Origin of the sequence: Microbispora sp. H11081, assembly GCF_012999535.1 — a bacterium.
Classification (GTDB): Bacteria; Actinomycetota; Actinomycetes; order Streptosporangiales; family Streptosporangiaceae; genus Microbispora.
In genome coordinates this window covers 33,482-56,553 of the sequence record NZ_JABBWV010000021.1, presented here as the reverse complement: position 1 = coordinate 56,553, position 23,072 = coordinate 33,482, and the positions used below count along the sequence as shown (strand labels likewise).

21 protein-coding genes are annotated in these 23,072 nt (G+C 72.5%); 13 read left to right on the top strand and 8 right to left on the bottom strand.

The genetic code is table 11. From position 1 onward, the window contains the following. Positions 1-6: 6 nt before the first annotated feature. On the bottom strand, positions 7-1,236 hold the full coding sequence (locus tag HHX31_RS32035) for a S8/S53 family peptidase (protein WP_169953278.1): 1,230 nt from the start codon (positions 1,234-1,236) through the stop codon (positions 7-9). Between the two features lie 76 nt (positions 1,237-1,312). On the opposite strand from HHX31_RS32035, the gene HHX31_RS35885 reads away from it, so the two are divergent. Then, complete coding sequence (locus tag HHX31_RS35885; protein WP_169953276.1) at positions 1,313-4,228, top strand: CHAT domain-containing tetratricopeptide repeat protein; 2,916 nt, start codon at positions 1,313-1,315, stop codon at positions 4,226-4,228. 46 nt (positions 4,229-4,274) lie between these two features. Here the strand turns inward: HHX31_RS35885 and HHX31_RS32025 are convergent, their stop codons facing one another. Both HHX31_RS32025 and HHX31_RS32020 read right to left on the bottom strand, forming a co-directional pair. Beyond that, positions 4,275-4,496 (bottom strand): EF-hand domain-containing protein, encoded by a 222-nt coding sequence (locus HHX31_RS32025; RefSeq protein ID WP_169953274.1) that lies wholly within the window; start codon positions 4,494-4,496, stop codon positions 4,275-4,277. A gap of 74 nt (positions 4,497-4,570) precedes the next feature. Continuing rightward, on the bottom strand, positions 4,571-5,209 hold the full coding sequence (locus tag HHX31_RS32020) for an HD domain-containing protein (protein ID WP_169953272.1): 639 nt from the start codon (positions 5,207-5,209) through the stop codon (positions 4,571-4,573). Between the two features lie 146 nt (positions 5,210-5,355). Here HHX31_RS32020 and HHX31_RS32015 point away from each other — a divergent pair, with 146 nt between their 5' ends. The 8 genes from HHX31_RS32015 to HHX31_RS33910 all read left to right on the top strand — a co-directional run bounded on the left by HHX31_RS32015 (position 5,356) and on the right by HHX31_RS33910 (position 13,158). Continuing rightward, positions 5,356-7,269 (top strand): glycosyltransferase family 2 protein, encoded by a 1,914-nt coding sequence (locus tag HHX31_RS32015; RefSeq protein WP_169953270.1) that lies wholly within the window; start codon positions 5,356-5,358, stop codon positions 7,267-7,269. Between the two features lie 2 nt (positions 7,270-7,271). Then, positions 7,272-8,321, top strand: a complete 1,050-nt coding sequence (locus HHX31_RS35880) for an energy-coupling factor ABC transporter permease (protein WP_169953268.1) — start codon at positions 7,272-7,274, stop codon at positions 8,319-8,321. A gap of 138 nt (positions 8,322-8,459) precedes the next feature. Next, a complete protein-coding gene (cbiQ, locus tag HHX31_RS32005; protein WP_169953266.1) occupies positions 8,460-9,224 on the top strand; it encodes a cobalt ECF transporter T component CbiQ in 765 nt (254 codons plus the stop codon). Further along, entirely contained in the window at positions 9,209-9,973 is a 765-nt protein-coding gene (locus tag HHX31_RS32000; RefSeq protein ID WP_169953264.1) for an energy-coupling factor ABC transporter ATP-binding protein, read from the top strand. Before cbiQ ends, HHX31_RS32000 begins: the two co-directional genes overlap by 16 nt. Before the next feature lie 40 nt (positions 9,974-10,013). Then, a complete protein-coding gene (locus HHX31_RS31995) occupies positions 10,014-10,358 on the top strand; it encodes an STAS domain-containing protein (protein ID WP_169953261.1) in 345 nt (114 codons plus the stop codon). 33 nt (positions 10,359-10,391) lie between these two features. Continuing rightward, complete coding sequence (locus tag HHX31_RS31990; RefSeq protein ID WP_169953259.1) at positions 10,392-11,171, top strand: SDR family NAD(P)-dependent oxidoreductase; 780 nt, start codon at positions 10,392-10,394, stop codon at positions 11,169-11,171. Between the two features lie 14 nt (positions 11,172-11,185). After that, positions 11,186-11,983, top strand: a complete 798-nt coding sequence (locus tag HHX31_RS31985; protein ID WP_311932444.1) for a crotonase/enoyl-CoA hydratase family protein — start codon at positions 11,186-11,188, stop codon at positions 11,981-11,983. A gap of 329 nt (positions 11,984-12,312) precedes the next feature. Continuing rightward, complete coding sequence (locus tag HHX31_RS33910) at positions 12,313-13,158, top strand: hypothetical protein (RefSeq protein ID WP_211590614.1); 846 nt, start codon at positions 12,313-12,315, stop codon at positions 13,156-13,158. 78 nt (positions 13,159-13,236) lie between these two features. Here HHX31_RS33910 and HHX31_RS31975 read toward each other — a convergent pair whose 3' ends face one another. Further along, positions 13,237-14,145: an SDR family oxidoreductase gene (locus HHX31_RS31975; protein ID WP_169953257.1), complete on the bottom strand. Its 909-nt coding sequence runs from the start codon at positions 14,143-14,145 to the stop codon at positions 13,237-13,239. After that, complete coding sequence (locus HHX31_RS31970) at positions 14,142-14,744, bottom strand: TetR/AcrR family transcriptional regulator (protein WP_169953255.1); 603 nt, start codon at positions 14,742-14,744, stop codon at positions 14,142-14,144. Before HHX31_RS31970 ends, HHX31_RS31975 begins: the two co-directional genes overlap by 4 nt. A 134-nt stretch (positions 14,745-14,878) precedes the next feature. Here HHX31_RS31970 and HHX31_RS31965 point away from each other — a divergent pair, with 134 nt between their 5' ends. Beyond that, positions 14,879-15,502, top strand: a complete 624-nt coding sequence (locus tag HHX31_RS31965) for a rhomboid family intramembrane serine protease (RefSeq protein WP_169953253.1) — start codon at positions 14,879-14,881, stop codon at positions 15,500-15,502. 130 nt (positions 15,503-15,632) lie between these two features. On the opposite strand, the gene serC is transcribed toward HHX31_RS31965, so the two are convergent. After that, the gene (gene serC / locus HHX31_RS31960; protein WP_169953251.1) at positions 15,633-16,745 is read right to left on the bottom strand and encodes a phosphoserine transaminase; all 1,113 of its coding nucleotides are present in this window, start codon (positions 16,743-16,745) and stop codon (positions 15,633-15,635) included. A 92-nt stretch (positions 16,746-16,837) separates the two neighbouring features. On the opposite strand from serC, the gene HHX31_RS31955 reads away from it, so the two are divergent. Then, positions 16,838-19,612 carry an ABC transporter substrate-binding protein gene (locus HHX31_RS31955; RefSeq protein WP_169953249.1) on the top strand — a complete coding sequence of 925 codons (2,775 nt, stop codon included), beginning with the start codon at positions 16,838-16,840 and terminating at the stop codon, positions 19,610-19,612. Positions 19,613-19,750: 138 nt separating this feature from the next. Here the strand turns inward: HHX31_RS31955 and HHX31_RS31950 are convergent, their stop codons facing one another. Beyond that, the gene (locus HHX31_RS31950; RefSeq protein ID WP_169953247.1) at positions 19,751-20,857 is read right to left on the bottom strand and encodes a citrate synthase 2; all 1,107 of its coding nucleotides are present in this window, start codon (positions 20,855-20,857) and stop codon (positions 19,751-19,753) included. A 170-nt stretch (positions 20,858-21,027) separates the two neighbouring features. On the opposite strand from HHX31_RS31950, the gene pdxH reads away from it, so the two are divergent. After that, positions 21,028-21,672 carry a pyridoxamine 5'-phosphate oxidase gene (gene pdxH, locus HHX31_RS31945; RefSeq protein ID WP_169953245.1) on the top strand — a complete coding sequence of 215 codons (645 nt, stop codon included), beginning with the start codon at positions 21,028-21,030 and terminating at the stop codon, positions 21,670-21,672. A 3-nt stretch (positions 21,673-21,675) separates the two neighbouring features. Here pdxH and HHX31_RS31940 read toward each other — a convergent pair whose 3' ends face one another. Next, complete coding sequence (locus HHX31_RS31940) at positions 21,676-22,287, bottom strand: UdgX family uracil-DNA binding protein (protein WP_169953243.1); 612 nt, start codon at positions 22,285-22,287, stop codon at positions 21,676-21,678. 75 nt (positions 22,288-22,362) lie between these two features. Between HHX31_RS31940 and HHX31_RS31935 the strand changes: the two genes are divergently transcribed. Then, entirely contained in the window at positions 22,363-23,067 is a 705-nt protein-coding gene (locus HHX31_RS31935) for a metal-dependent transcriptional regulator (RefSeq protein WP_169953241.1), read from the top strand. Positions 23,068-23,072: the final 5 nt, after the last annotated feature.

Here is a 23,072-nt window from a genome sequence, read left to right as displayed (position 1 = left end):
GGCCCGTCAGCCTTCGAGCGGGTACGGCCGGACGTCGGCGGCCTCGGCCAGGAGCTTGTCCAGCGCCTGCCGGGGCGTCACCGAGCCGGGGACCGTGCGGGCGGCGACCGCGCCGCTGACGAGGGCGGCGGAGAAGGAGGTGCCGCTCCACCGCGCGTGGCCATCGAACGTCTGGAGCATGCCGTCGATGTCGACCTCTCCCGTGAGGTAGGAGCCCACGACCCCCTCCCCGGGTGCCAGGCACGCCACCCACGGGAGATCAGGGCTCCAGATGGGCATGGCCGGGCGTCCGTCCACCATGCCGTACGCGCCGACGGCGACGACGGGCGGGACGGCGGCGGGCCAGCAGGCCGAGCGCCGGTTGCGGCCGGAGCTGAGGTGGGGGATCGCGCCGTGGTTGCCCGCAGCGGCCACGACCAGCACGCGCGGAGCGAGCCGCTCGATCGCGCGGGCGATGACCAGCGGCGGCCCTCCGGACAACGTGAAGCAGCCCAGGGAGAGGTTGAGGATGTCCGGCTGGAAGGCGGCGGCCAGCCGCAGCATGGCCCGGGCCGTGTCCCACGAGTCGGCCCGGCCCGTGCCGGGGTCGAGCACTCCCTCGACGGAGAGTTCGGCGGCCGGCGCCTCCCGCTCGATGAGGCTGCGCACGAACGCGGAGTGTCCCGAGCGGTAGGGAAGCGGGTGCTGCGCCGTACCCGGCTCCGCGGGCGGGAGCGGGGTGTCGACGACGCCAATCCGCACGCCGCGCCCGGCGTCCTCGTGCCCCGCGGCGATCCGCGGCACGTCGCCGGGGCCCACCGGCTCCGGCTGCCCGCCGTTCATCGGCTTGTGCCCCAGCACGCCGACCCCGCCCGCCGACATGGGCTTGTGGCCGAGGGTGGAGATCCCGCCGCCCACCAGGATCGCGTCGTCCGGCAGTGACATCGGTTTGTGGCCGTCTCCGATGACCGCGTCCACGACCCGGTTCTTGCCGATCGTCGGCACCCAGCCGCCGCGGTCGGCCGCCGCCCTCTCCCGCAGCAGGGCGAGAAGCTCGCCGACTTCGACGGGATCGTCGTCGGAGTCCCTCAGGTCACGCAGGCGGGCCAGCCCGAGCGGCTCGTCCCGGTCGTCGGGGGCCAGGGCGGCGTACGCGACGCCGAAGTCGGCCAGCATGCGCTCGACGACCTCCAGGTGCGAGAGGTCGACGATGAGTTGGTCCGGTTGGTGTGATGTGGTACCCGCGCCGACTGGCATCTGGATAGTGTCCTTCCCGGGGTCATGACTCGTCCGGAACGCGAACTTCCTCAGACGGAACCACGAGGGCCTGGCCGTGATACATCCAACGCGGGAAACGCCGCCGGGCGCAAGGGCCCACGGGAACGCTCCAGCACGCGCATCCGCCGTTCCCATCGACGGCGGGGAGTCGGCGGTCGAGCGGGCGGTCGAGTCGCTGGCCGAGGCCGAGTCGGCGCTGGCCGCGGTCGACCGCGACCCCGTCTCCGGTCTCCCCGCGGCCGAGAGGGCCGCCCGGCGCGCGGCCCGCGCCGGTCACGCCGTGGCGGCGTCCACGGCCGAACGCGCCTGGGGGCACGCGCTCCTGCACGTGGGCGAGCTCGACAACGCCATCAGGCACCTGAGCCGTGCCGCGGCCTGGGGTGTGCGGGCAGGCCGGGCCGACCTGGCCGCGGAGGCGCGCTACAAGCTCGCCTTCGCGGTCCTGCAACGGGGCAGGCCGCAGGCCGCGCTGCGCGAGATCGACGCCGCGCTGCCGGACCTGACCGGCATGGCGGCAGCCCGCGCCCGCGCGCAGCGCGCGATCGTGCTGCACGTGATGGGCCGCCTGGACGAGTCGCTCGCCGAGTTCGAGGAGGCGCTGCCGGTGCTGCGCCTGCACGCCGACCTGCTCGGCGTGCAGCGGATGCTGATCAACCGGGCGCTCGTCCACTCCGACCGCCACGCCTTCGCCGCCGCCGAACGCGACCTGCTTGAGGCGGAGGCGCTGGCGCGCGAGCTCGGCCGCCCGCTGACCATCGGGCTGATCGCCAACAACCTCGGACTCATGGAGACGCTGCGGGGCGACGTGCCGGCCGCGCTGCGCCACCTCGACCGGGCCGAGCGCATCATCGGCGCGCACGGCGCCCAGCTCGGCACGCTGCATCAGGACCGGGCCGAGCTGCTGCTGTCGGTGGGGCTCGCGGCGGAGGCGAAGGCGGCCGCCGTACGCGCGGTCGACGCCTACCGCCGCGAGCGCCGCTCGCTCAAGGTGCCCGAGGTGCGGCTGCTGCTCGCGCGGGCCGAGATCCTGCTTGGCGATCCGGCCGCCGCGCTTGGCCACGCCCGCGCCGCGCTGCGCCGCTTCCGCGCGCAGGAGCGGCGGGAATGGACCGAACTGGCCCGGCTGTCCGTCCTGACCGCCCAGCGCGCCGCGGGCAAGCGGCCGCGCATTCCGTCGGCGGTCATCGACGTCATGGTCGCCACTCTGGACGCGGCGGGATGGCCGGCGGCGGCGCTGGACGCCGCGATCGTGGCCGCCCAGGTGACCGCCGACCGCCGCGTCGCGCGGGGCGCGGAAGGGCCGGGCCGTGACGGAGACGCCGGGGACGCGCGGGCGGCGCCCGCCGCCGGGCGGCGCGCCAGGACGGCGGACGCGACCTCCGCCTACCTCGCCAGGGCCGCGGCGGCGTCCAGGTCCCGGGGACCGGCGCTCGTCCGGGCGCGCGGCTGGTACGCGCGGGCGCTCCAACGGCGGGCGGAGGGCGACGCGCGCGGTGTGCTCGCCGCCGTACGCACGGGCCTGCGGGTCCTGGACGAGCACGCCTCGGCGATGGGGGCCACCGACCTGCGGGTGCACGCGGCGGCGCACCGGGCCGACCTGGTAGCGCTGGGACTGGAGGTGGCCTTCGAGGCCGGCCGCCCCGATGGGCTACTCGAATGGTCGGAGCGCGCCCGGGCCAGCCGTCTGCCGGCCGCGCCGGTGCGTCCGCCCGACGACCCGGTGCTGACCGCGCTGCTGGCCCGGCTGCGCTCGGTCGCGAGGGACCTGGCCGGTCAGGCGGCGGCGCCCGCCCCGCTGCTCGCCCGGCAGGCGGACCTGGAGCGGCGCGTCCGCGACCACAGCCGCAGGCGCGCCGGCGCTCCAGGCGGCGTGCCCACGGCTCCGGTCACGCCACGGGACCTCGCCGCGTCGCTCGGTTCGTGGGCGCTGGTCGAGTATGTCCGCAGGGGCGCCGACCTGCACGTGCTCACCATGGTGGACGGCCGCGTGGGCGTCCGCCGCCTGGGGGCGACGGCCCAGGCGGCCGACCTGATCGAGCGGCTCGCGTTCGCCGTACGGCGCGACGCGCGCCCGGACGCCAGGCCCGAGGCGCTGGCCGCGTCCGCCGCGCTGCTGGACGCCGCGTCCGCCCGGCTGGACGCCCTGCTGCTCGGGCCGCTGGCCGAGATCGGGGACCGCCCGCTCGTCGTGGTGCCCACCGGGCCGCTGCACAGCCTGCCGTGGTCCCTGCTGCCGTCCTGCGCGGGCCGGCCCGTGACCGTCGCGCCGTCCGCGACGCTGTGGCACCTCGCCCGCACCCGCCGCGCGCCGGCGGAGGGGGGACCGGTGGTCGCGGTGGCCGGTCCGAGGCTGGCCGCCGCGGGGCCTGAGGCGGTGGCGGTCGGCGCGATCCACGCCGGAGCCGTGCTCGCCGGAGCCGCGGCGTCGGTCGAGGCGGTCTCGGCCGCGCTGTCGCGGGCCGGGCTCGCGCACCTCGCCACGCACGGCCACCTGTCCGCGGAGAACCCGCTGTTCTCCGGGATCGCGCTCGCCGACGGGCCGCTGATGGCCTACGACGTGGAACGGCTGCCGCGGGTGCCGCACACGCTGGTGCTCGCGGCCTGCGACAGCGGCCGTTCCGTGGTGCGCACCGGAGACGAGTTGATGGGCCTCGCCGTGGCGTTCCTCGCCCGAGGCACGTCCCAGCTCGTCGCCTCGGTGCTGCCGATCCCCGATGCGGCGACGACCCCCGTCATGGTGGCCTTCCACGAACGGCTGGCCGCCGGGTGTCCGCCCGCCGCCGCTCTCGCCGAGGCCCAGCGGGCCGTACGGGGCGACGACCCGCGTACGGCGGCAGCGGCGGCCGGCTTCGTCTGCGTCGGCGCGGGCGCGGTGCCGGTCTTCGGCCGTGAGCAGGCTCGCGAGCATGACTCTGAGCAGGCCCGCGATCAAGCCTCTGACCAGGCCCGTGACCGGGCCGCCGCGGGCTGAGGAGACGGGGGTCCCGCCACCGGCGGGAGGCTGTGCGCTCGGCGCGTCAGTCGCGGGCGCCGGCCAGCCTGATGAACTCCTCCAGCGAGAACCGGCCGTCGGCGTCCACGTCGGCGTCCCGGTCGAGCGCGCCGATCGCCTCCGGCGGCAGGCCGGGGAAGTGCGACAGCAGTTCCGCCTCGGTGATGAAGCCGTCGCCGTCGTCGTCGATCGCGTCGAAATCGCGCTTGAGGGCCTCGAACCGCTCGTGGCTGAGTTCCTGACTCACAACGACCTGCCTTCACACCGGGGACGACATGGACAAACTATGCCGTACCGGGAACAAGATCGATAGTGGGCCGATTACTCGGGCCAGGCGGAGTCCTGGATCACCTCCACGAAGTCGATGCGCCGGAACCCGGGCACGAAGTGCTCCAGCACGTCGGCGTTGACGGTGCCGAACGTGGTGTCCGGCCGGTCCTTGAACCCCTCGGTGAACGCCGCCAGGATTCGCCGCTTGAAGTCGGGGCGAGGATGGGCGGCCACGACCTCGGCGATGTCCTCGGGGGCCAGGTCGGCGTGCCCGAGGCCGAGAACGTCGGCCTCCACGCCGGCGGTCACCAGGGCCACCTCCGGCTCCAGCCGGTAGGGGATCTCCGGCGTGGTGTGCAGGGCGATGCCCTCCCACACCTTGCGGACGTCGTGCTCCGGCACGCCGTGGGAGGACAGGAACCGCCGGGCCTCGTCCGCGCCGTCGATCTCGAAACGCTGGTCCGTACGCCGGTATCGCTCGGTGAGCCCGAGATCGTGGAACATCGCCCCGACGTAGAGCAACTCGGGATCGGCCCGCAGCCCGAGCCGCCGGCCTCGCAGCGAGCCGAACAGGAACACGCGGCGTGAGTGGTGATAGAGCAGATCGGGCGCCGCCTCGCGCACCAGCTCGGTCGCCTCCGTGGCGAGCGTCGAATCGGGAACGGCGACCCCCGCGATGGTCTCGCTCATGACGGTCCCTCCTCGTGTGTCCGGTTCCATGGATCCTTCCCCGGGCCTCGCCACCGCCTCGGCATGCGGCGGACCTGGCGCGATGCGACGCGCCCGGCGCGGCGGAGGCGACCTTCGCGCGGGTCGTCGGCACATAATGAAGCGCGATGGATACGGGGAGTGGCCAGCGCGCCGATCGGGGGATCGACGTCAGCGTCGTCGTCCCGGCGTACAACCGCCGGGCGTCACTCGACCGTTGCCTCACCTCGCTGCTCGTGCAGCGGGTCGCCAAGGAGATCGTCGTGATCGACGGCGGCTCGCGGGACGGGACCCCGGCGCTCCTCGACCTTTACGCCGCGCACCATCCCCGGCTGATCACCGTGATCAGGGACGCCCAGCCGGGCACGCCAGGCGGCGCGCGCAACCGCGGCCTCGAACGGGCGGCGGGGCGGTACGTCTTCTTCTGCGACGCCGGGGACCACCTCGCCCCCGACGCGCTGGCCCGCCTGGTCGCCACGGCCGACAGGACCGGCGCCGACGTCGTGGTGGGGAGGATCGCCGGCGCCCGCCAGGGCCTGCGCGACAGCGCCGACAGGGCCTCCTTAACCGCCGTCTATGACGATCTATCCTGCTTCAAGCTGTTCCGCCGGGACTTCCTCGACCGGCACGCCGTCCGCTTCGACGAGACGCAGCGACGCGGCGAGGACATGACCTTCGCCGTCCACGCGTACTGCCACGCCCAGGTCATCTCCGTGGTCGCCGACCAGGACTGCTACCACGCCGAGGGCGGGGGCGACGCGTCCGCGCGGGACCCGCTCGGCTGGCTGCGCGTGGTCCGCACGCCCATCGAGGTCATGGCGCGGCACGTGCCGCCCGGCGCGCTGCGCGACCGGCTGCTCCTGCGGCACCTGCGCCGCGACGTCCTCGCGCAACTCGGGACGCCGTTCCTGGCCGCGTGCGAGGCCCACCGCGAGAAGATCGCCGTCGAGGTCGCCGACATCTGCGGACAGTGGATGACGCCCGGCGTGCGTGCCGGTCTCGACGGCGTGGACGCCGCCCGCGTCGCCGCGCTCGACGACCCCGACCGGCTCCTGCGGCTCGCGCGCGTCGAGGCCGCGCCGCTGCGGCACCGGCTGACCGGCGTCGAGTGGCGGGGCGACCATCTGGTGATCGAGGGTTGGGCCGCCCTGGCCGGTCTGGACGTCCCCGCGCAGGACGCCACCGTGGGCCTGGTGCTCCGCGAACGCCTGTCGCGTGCGGAGCGAGAGCCCCGCGTGACCCGCGGCGGGACCGGAGCCGCCGGGTCGTTCACGGCCGTGGTCGACGTGGCCGCGCTGCCACGGGGAGTGTGGGACGTCCACGTCGTCGTCGAGTGCGAGGGCGCGCGCAGGCCGGTCCGCCTCGGCTCGCGCCGCGACGACGGCGCCGGAGTTCCGGCCGCCCACCTGGTGGGCGGTGTCGTCGCGGTTCCCTTCCTGACCCGGTCGCACGGCCATCTCGGCCTCGACGTCGGAGGACACGTCGTGCGGGTCCCCGCGGCCGTACGGCTGACGCGGGCGGGGTGGCGGGGCAGGCGGCTGCGGGTGGAGGGCAGGGCGACAGTGGGCGACGAGGCCGCCGCCGCGGCCGTACGGCACCTGATCTGGCGCGAGCGGACGTCGGGGCGCGAGCACCGGGAGCGGGCCGTGGCCTCCGGGCCGCGGGGGTTCGCGGCGGAGACGGCCGCCCTGCCGCCCGGCACGTGGGACGCCTATCTCGAACTCGACCTCGGCGGCCCTTCGGTGCGCTTTCCCGTCAAGGTCGCCGACGCGGACGCGCTCGCCCCACCTGCGCGGTGGTGGCGCGGCCCTGCGCCGCTGGACCGGCGGGGCTCTTCGCGGTGGGTGCCCGCGCAGTGGACCGTCCGGCCGTACGCCACGGCGGTCAACCGGCGGCTCAGCGTGTCGGTGCGGGTGGCCACGCCGTTGACCGTGGCCAGACGGATGGTCAGGGCCCTGCGGCGGCATTATTGCGAATCATTTGCAACTACAACTCACTGCTCTAAAGTGGGAGGGGATTCGTCCGTTACGAGGGGGTTATAGCCGTGCACGTGCCCGATGGGTTCTTTGATGTCCCCGTGTCGCTTGGTGCCGGGGTCATCGCGGCCGCCGGGGTGGCCGTGTGCCTGCGGGGCGCCAAACGGGAGCTCGACGACCGCACGGCCCCGATGGCCGGCCTGGTGGCGGCGTTCGTCTTCGCGGCGCAGATGCTCAACTTCCCCGTCGCGGCGGGCACCAGCGGCCACCTGCTGGGCGGGGCGCTGGCGGCGATACTCGTCGGGCCGTACACCGCCGTCTTGTGCGTCGCGGTCGTACTGATCGTCCAGGCGTTCTTCTTCGCCGACGGCGGCCTGACCGCGCTGGGCGTCAACATCACGCTGATGGCGATCGTGACCGTGGTCGTCGGCTGGGCGGTGTTCCGGCTGATCGTCCGGGGCGCGCCGCGCGGGCGGGCCACGCTGGTGGCCGCGTCGTTCGTGGCGGCGCTGCTGTCCGTCCCGGCGTCGGCGCTCGTGTTCACTGGCCTGTTCTGGCTCGGCGGCACCGCGCCCATCGAGCTGGGATCGGTGGCCGCCGCGATGGGCGGCGTGCACCTGCTCATCGGCCTCGGCGAGGGCTTCATCACCGCGCTCACCGTCAGCAGCGTGCTGGCCGTGCGCCCCGACCTCGTGTACGGCGCGCGGGGGATGGCCAGGGCGCTGACGCTGCGCACCCCCGACGGGGACGTGCAGGTGGGGCAGACGGCCCCCGAGGCTCCCTCGGCCGGGATCGGCCTGCGCACCGTCCTCGTGGGCGGAGGGCTCGTGGCCGTGCTGATGGCCGGTGTCGTCTCGTTCTACGCCTCCAGCTCCCCCGACGGGCTGGAGAAGGTGGCGGCGGACAAGGGCCTGAGCGCGGGGGAGAAGCCGCACGCGGTGGAGGAGGGCCCCCTGGCCGACTACTCCGTCAAGGGCGTGGAGAACGAGCGGCTGTCCGGCGGCCTGGCCGGTGTGGCGGGCGTCGCGCTGACCGTCGCGGCCGGAGGCGGCGTGTTCTACGCCGTCCGCCGCCGGCGTCGCCTGACCGACGGGATGACCCCCGCGAACGCGCAGTGAGGGCATGGTGAGCACGCCGAGGCCTGGTCAGGACGACGCGCGATCCCGCCGGGTCCGGCGACCCCGTCGAGCCGGCCGCGAGCGCCCTGGGCGCGGGCGGCCGGCGCGGTTCGGCGATGATGGCTCTGTGAGTGCGAAGTGAGCGCCGGTCACCATCACCCGATCTACCGGCCCGCGGACACACCCGTCCACGGGCTGCCGCCGCAGTGCAAGCTGGTGGCGGTCATCGCGTTCGCGGTGGTCGTGGTCGCCACCCCACGCGAGACCTTCTGGGCGTTCGCCGTCTACGCGCTGCTGCTGGCCGCCGTGGCGGCGGTCGCCAGGGTGCCCGCCGGGGTGATCGCGCGGCGCATGGTCATCGAGGTGCCGTTCGTGCTGTTCGCCGTGGCGATCCCGCTGATCGGCACGGGCGAGCGGGTCGAGGTGCTCGGCCTGTCGCTGAGCGTCCCCGGCCTGTGGGCCGCGTGGAACATCCTGGCCAAGGCCACGCTGGGCGTGGTCGCCTCGATCCTGCTGGCGGCCACGACTGAGCCCCGGATGATGCTGCTCGGCGCGGAACGGCTGCGGCTGCCCCGGCTGCTCGTGCAGATCGCCACCTTCATGCTGCGCTATCTCGACGTGATCCTCGACCAGATGCGGCGCATGCGGATCGCCAGGGAGTCTCGGGGCTTCCTCGCGCGGGACCTCCGGCAGGCCCCCGTGCTGGCGAAGTCGGCGGGCGCCCTGTTCATCCGCTCGTACGAGCGGGGGGAGCGGGTCCACCTCGCGATGCTGAGCCGGGGCTACACGGGCGAGATGCCGACGATTAGGGATATATCGGCAACTGGGCGAAACTGGGCAATGGCGGGCATGCTTCCGTGTCTCGCCGTGGCGACGGCCCTACTGGCGTGGAGCACGACGTGACCTCCGGCAGCCCTTCTCTCACCGTGAGCAGGCTCGCGTACGCCTATCCCGACGGGACGCAGGCGTTGTACGGCGTGGACCTGACGATCGGGCGGGGGCAGCGGGTCGCCCTGCTCGGCCCGAACGGCGCGGGCAAGACGACGCTCGTCATGCACCTCAACGGCATCCTCACCCCGGGCCACGGGACGGTGGAGGTGGCCGGGCTTCCGGTGCGCGCGGACACCCTGCGGGAGATCCGCCGCCGGGTCGGGCTGGTGTTCCAGGATCCGGACGACCAGCTGTTCATGCCGACCGTGCGCGAGGACGTCGCGTTCGGCCCGGCCAACCTCGGGCTGCGCGGCGCGGAGCTCGACCGCCGCGTGCGTGGCGCGCTGGACCGGGTCGGCATGCTGGACGCGATCGACCGGCCGCCCCACCACCTGTCCTTCGGCCAGCGCCGCCGGGTGGCCGTGGCGACCGTGCTGGCGATGGAGCCGGAGATCCTCGTGCTCGACGAGCCGTCGTCCAACCTCGACCCGGCGTCCCGCCGTGAGCTGGCCGAGATCCTCAAGAGCCTGGACGTGACGGTGCTGATGGTCACCCATGATCTGCCGTACGCGCTGGAGCTGTGCGAGCGTTCGCTCATCATGTCCGAGGGGGTGATCGCCGCCGACGGGCCGACGCGGGAGCTGCTCGCCGACGAGAGTCTGCTCGCCGCGCACCGGCTCGAACTTCCCTACGGGTTCGCCGTCCCTGCTCAGCCGGGGTGATGGATAAGTAAAGTGGGCCGGAGCTGAGGAGGTCCCGACGATGAAGCTGCGGCTCGCGCGCCAATCGCTCTCCAATGCCGTGGTCGTGGCAGTGGAGGGGGAGCTCGACCTGTTCACGGCTCCGTTCCTGCGTGACGAGATACGCGACGCCATACGTGACGACGGCCCGACCCTCGTGCTCGACCTCGGCCAGCTGTCGTTCATGGACTCCAGCGGGCTGAGCGTGCTGATCGAGGCGTGGAGGCTGGCCACCGGCGAGGGCGGCACGGTGTCTCTCGCCTCGCCGCAGCCTCCGGTGGCCCGCATCCTGCGCACGACCGGGCTGGACCGGCGGATTAAGGTCTACCCCGACGTCGATACGGCGATTTTGCAGCAGTCCGAGTAGAACTTCATTCGGTTCGCGCGTTAAGGTCCGGCTATGGATCTGAACGGAGCAGCAGCAATCATCTCGGGTGGTGCCAGCGGCCTCGGCGAGGCCACGGCCCGGGAGTTGGCCCGCGTCGGCGCGACCGTGGTCGTGGCCGACCTGAACGATGAGCGCGGCAAGGCGCTGGCCGACGAGCTCGGCGGTGTGTTCGTCCACACCGACGTGGCCGACGAGGCGTCGGTGCAGGCCGCGGTCGACGCGGCGGTCGCCACCGGCAAGCCGTTGCGGGCCGTGATCAGCAGCGCCGGCATCGGCTGGGCGCAGCGCACCGTCGGCAGGGACGGCTCCCCGCACGACCTGGCGTCCTACCGCAAGGTGATCGACGTCAACCTGATCGGCACGTTCAACCTCATGCGCATCGGCGCCGCCGCCATGGCCAGGACCGAGCCGGTCGACGAGGACGGCTCCCGCGGCGTCGTCGTCAACACCGCGTCGGTCGCGGGCATCGAGGGCCAGACGGGCCAGGTCGCCTACTCGGCGTCGAAGGGCGGCATCATCGGCATGACCCTGCCCGCGGCCCGCGACCTCGCCGCCGTCGGCGTCCGCGTGCTGACCATCGCGCCGGGCATCATCGACACCCCGATCTACGGGAAGATCGGTGACAAGAACGCCGAGGACTTCAAGGCCAAGCTCATCGGGCCGGTGGCGTTCCCGAAGCGGCTCGGCAAGGCGTCCGAGTTCGGCCACCTGGTCCGCGCCCTGATCGAGAACGACTACATGAACGGCGAGGTCATCCGTTTCGACGGTGGCATTCGCTTCCAGCCCAAGTGAGCCGGTGAGGTCAGGTGTCCGAGGTCAACTCCGGGCCGGCGGCCGAGCCGGACGAGGTGCTCGTAGAGATCGTCGACGGCGGCGTGGCCGTCGTCACCATCAACCGGCCCAGGGCCAGGAACGCCGTCAACGGCGCGGTGGCGCGCGGGATCGCGGCCGCCCTGGACGAGCTGGACGACAGTCCCGACGTGTCCGTGATCGTCCTCACCGGGGCCGGCGGCACGTTCTCGGCAGGCATGGACCTGAAAGGCTTCCTCACCGGGGACATGCCGGTGGCCGAGGGCCGGGGGTTCGGCGGCATCACCGAGGCGCCGCCGAAGAAGCCGATCATCGCGGCGGTCGAGGGCTACGCGCTGGCGGGCGGCTTCGAGCTCGCGCTGTCCTGCGACATCATCGTCGCGTCCGAGGAGGCGAAGTTCGGCCTGCCTGAGCCCAAGCGCGGCCTGGTGGCCGGCGCGGGCGGCGTCATGCGGCTGCCGCGCCGCATTCCGTACCACGTCGCCATGGAGATCGCCCTCACCGGCGACCACTACCCGGCGGCCAGGCTGTACGAGCTGGGACTGGTCAACCGGGTCACCTACGCCGGCGAGGCGCTCAACGGCGCGCTCGAACTGGCCCGCACGATCGCCGCGAACGCGCCGCTGGCGCTCGCCGCGACCAAGCGGGTCATCGTCGAGTCGGCCGACTGGTCGCGCGAGGAGATGTTCCGCAGGCAGGGCGAGATCGTGGGCCCGGTCTTCACCTCGAAGGACGCGATGGAGGGCGCGGCGGCCTTCGCCGAGAAGCGCGCCCCCGTCTGGAAGGGCGAGTAACCCTCCGCCGCTGATCCGCTCGGGGCGCTCCGCGCAGTGCCTACTTGGGGCGCTCCGCGCTGGGGCGCCCCAAGTCGTGTCCGGGGGTCGTAAGCGTCGCCGTTCCGACTCGGAACAGTGTCTGTGTCCGGCTGGGACGCGCGTCCTAACCCGGATGGCGGACGGCTTGTCCGCCGTGATGATGACGTGCCCTCCCGTCCCGCTCATCTATGTTCCCCCAGGAAGATCACAAACTTGAGGGAACGATGATGAGGGTACGAACTGGCCGTAGTGCCTGGCTGGCGGTGGGGGCGGCGGCGGGGCTACTCGTGGGCGGCGGGGGAATCGCCGTGGCTACGACGACGACATCGTCCATCGTGGCCTGCGTGGGCCCCGACGGCGTCATGCGGATGCCCCAGGCGCTGGAGGAGTCGGTCCAGGGCCGTACTGCGGACGCGCAGGTCGCCGCGCCGGTCTCCGCCGGCACGTGTCCCGTCGAGTACCGGACCGTCTCCTGGAACACCGCCGGACCTCAGGGCCCCGTCGGGCCGGCCGGACCCCAGGGGGCCAAGGGAGAGACCGGTCCGCAAGGGCTCCAGGGCCAGACCGGACCCCAGGGCCCGAAGGGCGACAAGGGCGAGCCGGGCGCCGCGTACGGGCAGACCTACATCGCCTACCACGACAACACCTTCGATCACGACGGGACGTCACAGGAACTCGTGCGGATCCCCCAGGTCCCCGCGGGAAACTACGCCATCCAGGTCGGTGTCAGCGCCCGGAATCATCGTGCCGCCGCCAGCACGGGATTCACCGTCGAGTGTGAGGTCAGTACGCCCACGGGCGTCACTTCCGCCAGGCCGCAGCAGTCCGCCATCGACGAACCGGTGTCGACCATTTCAATCGCCTATTTCGTCACCGCGACGCTGGGCGCGCCCGGCCCTGTGGTTCTCACATGCCGCACCTACACCGGTAGCGACCCTGTCCGGGTCAGCGCCGAGGCCAGGCTGATGGCGACCAGCGTGCCCGAGGTCGTCGCCTGGCCGTCCACCAATCCGACCGCTACGCCGTCCGTCACGCCGTCCACCAATCCGACCGCTACGCCGTCCGCCACGCCGAGCGTCACGCCGTCCGGCAATCCGACCGCTACGCCGTCCGTCACGCCGTCCACCAATCCGACCGCCACGCCTAGGCTCTGACAAGGTCGGCGGACGACTGCGCCCGTCACGAGGTGCCCGGCGGCCTCGCTCTCGCCTCCCGCGGGCGCGAGCGAGGCGTCAGAGCGGGTCGCCGAGCGGGCCGTGCTCGGCCTCCAGGGCGTTCGCCCAGTGCGCGGCGAAGTCCGGTTGGGCGCCGTCCGCGTCGGTGAAGCCGTACTCCTGGTACAGCCCCCAGGTGGCCAGGGCGCGTCCGGTCTTGGCCATCACGCCGGGGTCGGCGGCCAGGGCGGCCACCGCCCGGCCCAGGTAAACCGGCGTCTCCGAGTGGGCGAAGTGGGGGTCCTGAGCCACCGCGTCCCGCCAGGTGTCCTCCGTGACGCCGAAGTGCTCCAGCATCGCCTCCGACCGCAGGAAACCCGGGGTGACGGCGACCGCCGCCACACCGTACGGCTTCAGCTCCGCGGCCTGGGCGACGGCGAGGCGGATGACGGTGGACTTGGCGATGTCGTAGAAGAACGAGCCGCGATACCGGGCGGTGTTGCCGTCGGTGACCTCGACGACCAGACCGCTGCGGCGGGCGACCATCAGCGGGAGCGCGAACCGGCTGGTGACGATGTGCGTCTCCACCGCCCGGCGCAGCAGCCGCAGGCCGGTGTCGAGGTCCTGCTCCCACAGCGGATGCTCCCAGTCGGTCAGGGCGTCGCCGCCCCACACCGAGTTGACCAGGACGTCCAGCCGCCCGTCCTGCTCGGCGGCGATCCGGTCGACCAGGGCGCGCACCTCGCCGGGGTCGCTGTGGTCGGTGCGCACGGGGATGCCCGCGCCGCCGGCGGCGGTGACCCGTGCCGCCGTCTCCTCGATGGTCTCCGGGCGGTCCAGGTCGGAGCGGCCGGCCGCGCTGCTGCGGCCGGTGACGTAGACCGTGGCGCCCGCGGCCCCGAGTTCGACGGCGATGCCGCGTCCGCCGCCCCGCGTGCCTCCGGCCACGAGGGCGACCTTCCCGGCGAGCGGCTGTCCGTCTGTCACGACATCTCCTTCGAAGGGGTGTGCGGCGAGAGGAGGCCGGTGAGCGCCCGCCGGAGCCGCTCCGGCAGCGTGCCCTGCCGGTCGAGAGCCCACGTCAGGCCGGTGCCGGCGATCAGCGCCTGGACGGACCCGGCCAGGGCGACGGTGTCGGTGCCGGCGCGCAACTCTCCCTCGGCCACCGCCTCCTCCAGCAGGGCCACGATCGCCCTTCGCTGCGCCTCGTGGACGGACAGGGCGTACTCGTGCAGTTCGGGATCGATGAGGTCCATGCACAGGAACGCCAGGTGGTTGGCGAAGCGCTCCGGGGTGTCCATGAGGGCCATCGACTCCTCGGCCAGCGCCCGCAGCGCCTCCAGCGGGGAGGGGCGTCCCTGCCGCGGCCGCTCGTGGTGCGCCTCCGCCTCGTGCGCGGACCGCCTCGCCAGCGCCACCAGCAGCCCTCGCTTGGACCCGAACCGCTGCACGAGGGTGCCGGGCACCAGCCCCACCTCGTCGGCGACGGCGGCGAGGGTGAGCCCGGCGGGACCCACCTTGCCGATCACCTCGGCCGCCGCGCGCAGGATCACCGAGTCGTCCACTCCCCGAGGGCGTCCCGCCACGGCCTCCGCCTTTCATAAATGACTGTTCATTTATTAATACAGCCCGCTCTCCCCATGCGGCAAGCCGGTTCGCATAATCACCCCGGATCCGGGCAGTCCGCTCGTTCGTGAGCGGGACTGCGTACGGTGAAGCCATGAGTGATTCCGGGCCCGGGCTGCCCCCGGCTACGGGCCGGTCGATGCGGCAGCGGACGTCCGCGCTGCTCACCGGCGCCCTCGGCAGCGCGATCCTGATGATCGTGCTCGTCGCGGTGATGTGGGCCATCGAGATCGTCGACTACATGCAGAACGGACGGCTCGACAGGTACGGCATCGTCGCCCACGAGCCGGACGGCCTGCCCGGCATCCTGTTCGCGCCGTTCCTGCACGCCGGGTTCGCTCACCTGATGGCGAACTCGCTGCCGCTGCTGATCCTGGGGTTCCTGGCCGCGATCCGGGGGATCGGCAGGTTCCTCGCGGCGAGCCTGGTCATCATCCTCGTCAGCGGGGTGGGCGTGTGGTTCACCAGCCCGCCGGACACCCTGACGATCGGCGCGAGCGGCCTCGTCTTCGGATATTTCGGCTATGTCGTGGCCCGGGGGTTGTTCGATCGCCGGGCCCTCGACATCGTCCTCGGCGTCGTGGTCGCCGTGCTCTACTACTCGATCCTGTGGGGAGCCCTGCCCACCCAGCCGGGCGTCTCCTGGCAGGGCCACCTGTTCGGCCTCATCGGCGGAGTGATCGCCGCCTGGCTGCTACGACGCCGACGGGCCTACTGAGGAGCGGGCTCAGGACCCGGGGGTTACAGTCCGGGCGCTACCCCGGGGCCGGTGGAAAAGAAAAGCCGACGGCCAGGAGACCGTCGGCGAGAAGGGGCGGCCGCCGGGAAGGCGGCCGCCGTGAGGACCGTCAGAGACGCTCGACCACGTAGTCGACGCAGGAGGTCAGCGCCTCGATGTCGGCGGGGTCGATCGCCGGGAACATGGCGACCCGCAGCTGGTTGCGGCCGAGCTTGCGGTAGGGCTCGGTGTCCACGATGCCGTTGGCCCGCAGCACCTTCGCGACCGCCGCCGCGTCCACCGCGTCGTCGAAGTCGATGGTCCCGACGACGTTGGAGCGCTGTGCAGGGTCGGCCACGAACGGCGAGGTGTACGACGTCTTGTCGGCCCAGGTGTACAGGCGCGAGGCGGACTCGGCCGTACGGGCGGTGGTCCAGGCGAGGCCGCCCTGGGCGTTCATCCAGTCGATCTGGTCGGCCAGCAGGAACAGCGTGGCCACCGCCGGCGTGTTGTACGTCTGGTCCTTGACCGAGTTGTCGATGGCGGTGGGCAGGCTGAAGAACTCGGGGACGAACCGGCCGCTCTCGGCGATCTCCGTCACCCGGGCCAGCGCCTTGGGCGAGAACAGCCCGATCCACAGGCCGCCGTCGGAGGCGAAGCTCTTCTGCGGAGCGAAGTAGTAGACGTCGAACTCCTCGGCGGAGACCGGCAGGCCGCCCGCGCCGCTGGTGGCGTCGACCAGGACGAGCGACTCGTCGTCGGCGACGCGCTTGATCGGCATCGCGACGCCGGTGGAGGTCTCGTTGTGGGTGAGCGCGTAGACGTCCACGCCCTCCTCGGCGACCGGCAGCGGGTGGCTGCCCGGCTCCGACTTGATCACCGAGGGGTCGGCGAGCCAGGGCGCCTTCTTCGCGACGGTCGCGAACTTCGAGGAGAACTCCCCGAAGTGCAGGTGCTGCGACTTCTCCCGGATCAGCCCGAAGGAGGCGATGTCCCAGAACGCCGTGGTGCCGCCGTTGCCGAGCACGACCTCGTACCCCTCGGGAAGGGAGAACAGGTCGCCGAGCCCGGCGCGGACGCGCGCGACGAGGTTCTTCACCGGCTTCTGCCGGTGGGAGGTGCCCATGACCTTCGCTCCGGCGTCGGCGAGAGCGGCGAGCTGCTCGGGGCGTACCTTCGAGGGCCCGCAGCCGAAACGGCCGTCGGCGGGCTTGATGTCAGCGGGAATCACGATGTCAGCCACAGTTCAAGCGTAGTGAGGCGTGCGAATGCTCTAGACCATGGTCCGGATCGTGAGACATCATGGTCGTTTTAAGATCACGCACCACCTCAGGAATGGACTCCGCCCCCCCGGGAGACATCCGCGTGGCCGACCCGCACGCCGTCATCGAGGCACTGGTCCGCAGACCGTTCTTCTGGCGGCCCGATCGTGCCCTGCCCCTCGTCCTGGTCGTCGGCCGCGACGGCGGCCCCTTCGACGCGGCCCGGCGGCTCGCCGCGCCCTTCGAGGACTCCCTTCCGCACGCCACGGTCAGGGCAGGGGAGCACGACACGCTGGACGAGCTCGTCGCGGCGTTGGCGGGGGAACACGGCCAGCTCGGCAAGCCCGTCGGCGGCTCGTTCCTGCCTCCGCCGCGGTTTCCGCTGGTCCAGTTCGTGTTGTGGGCGCGGCGTCAGCGCGACGAGCCGTCGCCCGGCGTGGCCTGGCCGCCCGACCCCCGGTCGCGTACGGGCCAGGAGGAGTTCAAGGACCGGCTCAAGGACTGGCGCCGGGGCAGGTACGGCGGGGACCGGGGGCGCAGGACCGCGGCGGACTTCCTCGGCCGGGCGGCCACCACCTGGGTGCCGGTGGGCACGCTCGCCGCCTGGTGGCTCGGCGGCTCCTCCGACCTGGTCGGCCTGATCCCGTGGGCGCTCGGTGTGCTCGTCGCCGTCATCGGCACGGCGATCCAGGCCATGCTGTCGATCAGGGGGTCCTTCTTCAACGGCTGGTTCGGGAAACAGCCGTACCTGACAAGGAAGCGCTTCGAACGTCTGCCGAAGTACGCGCTGCGCATCGCCGGCGCGAGCGACGCGGAGGTCGAGCGGCTGCTCGTCCACGCGCTGTGCCAGGACCTGCGCCAGGCGTACCAGAAGTGGCTCATCCCCTGGCCGAGCTGGGGCCGCGGTCTCTACGCGATGCTGGTCCTCGACGCGCGGTGGTCCGGCGACGTCAACGAGCGGTTCCTGCGCACCCTGGAGGAGACGGTCGAGGAGACCGGGCTGCTGCCGCCGCTCCTGGTGCTCGCCGCGGTGCCCGAGTCGTTCGCGCCGGGCAGCAGGCCGGTCACCGCGGGGCCGCTGGCGGACCTGCCCGCCCTGGTGACGACGTGGCGTACGGCCGCCCGGCGGCGGGTGCCGCCGCTGCGGCTGATGGTCAGGGCGCCCGCGACGCCCCCGGACGACGACTACCGCCCGCGCCTGCTGGGCAGCAGGATGCGGGCGATCGGCTACTGGTGCGTGATGGCGTTGCTGCTCATCGGCCCGGTCGTCCTGCTCGGACGCATCCAGCAGGACAGGAACGCGCACTGCGGCGGCCTGTCCTGGGTCGAGCGCACCGGCGGGGAGTGCGTCGGCGTCGTGAACGCCGACGGGCCCGCCCCCGGCGGGCTCTTCTCGTCGAAGGAGATCACCGAGCTCGTCGCGAGGATCGACCACAACAACGCCCTGGCCAGGGAGGCGGGGACGTACGTGAGCGTGGTGCTTTTCGGCGAGTACTCCGTCGCGCAGGACCGGAACGACAGCGCGTTCGTGGGGGCCAGGGCTGAGCTGACGGCCGTGGAGGAGTACCAGCGCGGCGTGTCGGGCGCGCCCCGCCTCCAGGTGCTCGTGGCCAACGCCGGCACTAACTTCCAGCAGGGGCGGCGCACGGCGGAGCTGGTCAGCGAGATGGCGGCGGAGGACCCCCGCGTCCTCGGGGTGATCGGCTTCCAGCGCAGCGTGCGCGGCGTCAAGGAGGCCATCGGGACGCTGCACGAGGCGAAGATCCCGATGCTCGTCACCACCGCGACCGCCGACCGGCTGGGCTACCTGCCGGACGGCGCCGGCGGCTCCGGGCCCGGCTACCCCTCCCCGTACGTGTTCCGCCTGGGGCCGTCGAACCAGCGGCAGGCGCGGCTGGCCGCCCGGTTCGCCCACGACCGGCTTCTCGACGGCGTGGACAGGCCGTCCGCGGTGATCGTGCAGGACCAGACGGACGACGACGACTACACGAACAACCTCGCCGACGACTACGCGGAGGAGGCGGGCGCGGTGGGCATCACGGTCGGCGACCGCGTCGCGTACAAGGACCGGGGGACGGGCATGGACCTGGCGGTGAGCCGGGCCTGCGCCCAGGGGCCCGACCTGCTGCTCTACGCGGGGCGCGCGGCCGACTTCCTCGACTTCCTCCGCTACGTGGAGGGCAAGGACTGCGGCAGGGCGCCGATCAAGGTCCTCGCGGGCGACGACGTCATCAAGGCGGTGGCCAACAGCGGCGCGGTGATCGGCGACTACCGGCGGGTGCGGGTCTACTACGCGGCGCTGGCGAGCCGCGAGCTGTGGCGCGGCGGAGCGGCGACGCCGACGGGTTTCGTGCAGAGCCTCCTGGACGCCCGCGACCCGAAACACCCGAACGAGTCGGACGACAACCTCATCCTCAGCTACGACGCCGCCAAGCTCTTCTACGAGCGCGTCAACGCGGCCTATCGGGGAGGTCTGCCCAGCAGGGGAGACGTGCTCTACCAGATCTCCCTCGTCTCCCCGCGCGACAGGTGGAACGGGTCGAGCGGGGTGATCTCCTTCGGCGCCGCCGCCCACGAGCCCGAGGACAAGGCCATAGCGATCCTGAGAGTGAACGACTCGGGCGGCTCCGAGGTCGCGGTGCGCTGCGGGCGCCTGGCGACCACCGAGCCACAGGACACCAGGGAGATCTGCCGCGACCTCGACGGGGACGCGGGGGAGCGCACGGCCACGAACGCCCCGGTGGCGGCGCCTTCCGCGCGGCCGCCGGTGAACCCGCCGGTGAACCCGCCGGTGGGTCCGGTCGCGTCCGCGAGCACGCGCGAGGAGGCCGCGGGCCCCGGCCGGTGACGCCGCGACGCCGGACAGGGCGTCCTGAGACGGCGAAGGCCCGCCCCCGGGCGGGGACGGGCCGTTCTATGTACGCGGGGTGGCCCGGCGGCGTCTCGGAGCGTTCTGCGCGCCGCTGGGCCTGACCCACGCGGGGGCTCAGACCTTGCCGACGACCTCGGACGCGCCGGGCACCTCGTTGATCGAGCGCTGCTTCGGGCCCACGTAGTTCGCGCTGGGGCGGACCAGCCTGCCCGTGCGCTTCTGCTCCAGGATGTGGGCGGCCCAGCCGGCGGTCCTGGCGCAGGTGAACATCGAGGTGAACATGTTCGACGGCACGTCGGCGAAGTCGAGCACGACCGCGGCCCAATACTCCACGTTGGTCGCGAGGACCCGGTCGGGCTTGCGGGCGTGCAACTCCTCCAGCGCGGCGGTCTCCAGCGCGGCGGCGACCTCGTAGCGCGGCGCGCCGAGCTCCTTGGCCGTACGCCGCAGCACGCGGGCGCGCGGGTCCTCGGCCCGGTAGACCCGGTGGCCGAAGCCCATGAGCCGCTGGCCCTTGTCCAGCTCGCTCTGGACGTACTTGCGCGCGTCGCCCATCTTCTCGACGCCCTCGATCATGTGCAGCACCCGCGCCGGCGCGCCGCCGTGCAGCGGGCCGGACATCGCGCCGACCGCGCCCGACAGGGCGGCCGCCACGTCGGCGCCGGTGGAGGCGATCACACGGGCGGTGAACGTCGAGGCGTTCATGCCGTGCTCCGCCGCGGACGTCCAGTACGCGTCGATGGCCTTCACGTGCTTCGGATCGGGCTCACCGCGCCAGCGGACCATGAAGCGCTCGACGATGCTCTCGGCCTCGTCCACGCGCTTCTGCGGCACCATGGGCAGTCCCAGGCCGCGGGCAGACTGCGCGACGAACGACAACGCGGTGACCGAGGCGCGTGCGAGATCGTCGCGGGCCTGGTCGTCGTCGATGTCGAGCAGCGGCCTGAAGCCGTAGGTGGGCGCCAGCATGGCCAGCGCACTCTGTACGTCTACTCGGATGTCGCCGGAATGGACGGGAACGGGGTACGGCTCCGCCGGGGGAAGACCCGGCTGGAACGAGTTGTCGACGAGCAGGCCCCAGACGTGTCCATAGGAGACGTTGCCTACGAGCTCTTCGATGTCGACGCCCCGATAACGCAGGGCGCCCCCTTCTTTGTCCGGTTCCGCGATCTCGGTCTCGAACGCCACCACGCCTTCGAGCCCGGGTTTGAAGTCGGACATTCTCGGCCGCCTCCCTCTCTTGTGAAGTCCAGAGCCTTGATGTCGAGATACCGGCGGGTCAATTTAACCCGCAGCGCCGGACTGTCGCGCCCCCGGCCCTGCCGAACGGAGTTCCCCCTGGTGGGGGGCACCGAGTGAGACGTACGCCGAACACGCGAGAATACCTTTCCGTGGACAGCGCATCGCACCTCCCGGGGCTCCGGCACAGTTACGAAGGTGAGCCCCTGCTCGAATCCGGTATGGCGGCCGACCCGGTGACGCAGTTCGCGCTGTGGTTCGCGGACGCCGTCGCCGCGGGCCTGCCGGAGCCGAACGCCATGGTCGTCGCCACCAGTTCCGCCGGGGGCCGTCCCTCCGCACGCACCGTCCTCCTCAAGGAATTCGACGAGCGTGGTTTCGTCTTCTTCACCAACTACGAGTCTCGCAAGGGCCGCGACCTCGCGGAGAACCCGCGTGCCTGTCTGTTGTTCCCGTGGCATCCCATCAGGCGGCAGATCCGGGTGGAGGGCTCCGTCGTACGGCTCCCGCGCGAGGAAAGCGCCGCCTACTTCCACTCTCGCCCGTACGGCTCCCGCATCGGCGCGTGGGCCTCCCGGCAGTCGGCGGTCGTGGAGTCGAGGGAGTGGCTCGACGCCAGGTTCCGGGAACTGGCCGCCCGCTGGCCGCAGGACCCGCCGCTGCCCGACTTCTGGGGCGGCTTCCGGGTGGTGCCCGCGGAGGTGGAGTTCTGGCAGGGCCAGACCGACCGCATGCACGACCGGCTCCGCTACCGGCGGACCGGCGGGACGTGGCGGCTGGAGCGGCTGGCCCCATGACGATCAGAGCAGCCCGGCCGCGACCCGGAGATCGGTGAGGAAGCCGGAGTAGGCCTCGTCCCTGTCGGGTGAGCGCAGGATCGCCGAGGGGTGGATCGTCGCCACGTAGAAGGCGCCCTCGCGCCGGGGGACCGGCTCTCCCCTGTGCCTGGTGACGCGGAAGTCCGGGCCCAGCAGGGCCCTGGCGGCGGTCGCCCCCAGCACCACGGTCACCTCCGGGTCCACCAGGCTCATCTCGGCCTCAAGCCAGGGCCGGCAGGCGTTGATCTCTCCCACGGTGGGCGTCCTGTGTATCCGGCGTTTGCCGCGCGGCTCGTATTTGAAGTGCTTGACCGCGTTGGTCACGTACACCGCCTCGCGCTCGACGCCGGCCTCCTCGAGCGCCTTGTCGAGCAGGCGCCCCGCCGGCCCGACGAACGGCGTGCCGGCGCGGTCCTCCTGGTCGCCCGGCTCCTCGCCGACCAGCATGAAACGCGCATCGGGGACGCCTTCGCCGAAAACCGTCTGGGTGGCGGCGCGGTAGAGATCGCAGCCCTCGCAGTGCCGCGCGGCCTCCCTCAGAGCGGGCAGGCTGGTTTCCTCCGGAAGGAATCGCTGCGCTCCGATGTTTCCCATCCTGGGTCGCTTCCCCAATAGGGTCGGCTGCGAACACGGGGGAGGTCGTAGCATCGTTGTGGCACTGGAGGAGCTTTGACCGCACACGGCCTGATCGATACGACTGAGATGTACCTTCGCACGATCTTCGAACTCGAAGAGGAGGGCATCGTCCCGCTCCGCGCGCGCATCGCAGAGCGCCTGCAGCAGAGCGGCCCGACCGTCAGCCAGACAGTGGCCCGCATGGAACGCGACGGCCTGGTCAAGGTTGAGGGAGACAGGCACCTCAGCATGACCGAGCTGGGCCGCACGCTCGCCATCCGGGTCATGCGCAAGCACCGCCTCGCGGAGTGCCTGCTGACCCAGGTGATCGGCATGCCGTGGGAGGAGGTCCACATCGAGGCGTGCCGGTGGGAGCACGTGATGTCGGAGTCGGTCGAGACCCGGCTCGTGAACCTGCTGAAGAACCCCCGGGTGTGCCCGCACGGCAACCCGATCCCCGGCCTCGACGAGCTCGGCGTGTCGCCGCCCGGTTCGACCGGAGAAGAGATGGTGTCGCCCATGGTGACCCTCGCGGGACAGGCTCCCGTGCCCGTTGTAGTGCGCCGCATCAGCGAACAAGTGCAAAGCGACCCGGTCCTGATGCTTAAACTCAAGCAAGTCGGGATACAACCCGGACGCGAGGTCACGCTCGCGGCCAGCGACAACGGTGTGACGGTGACAGGTGATGGTGAGGTGGGGACCACGACCGCGGATCTTCCGAGGGACGTCGCCTCGCACGTTTTTGTCACCAGACGATGACGGAA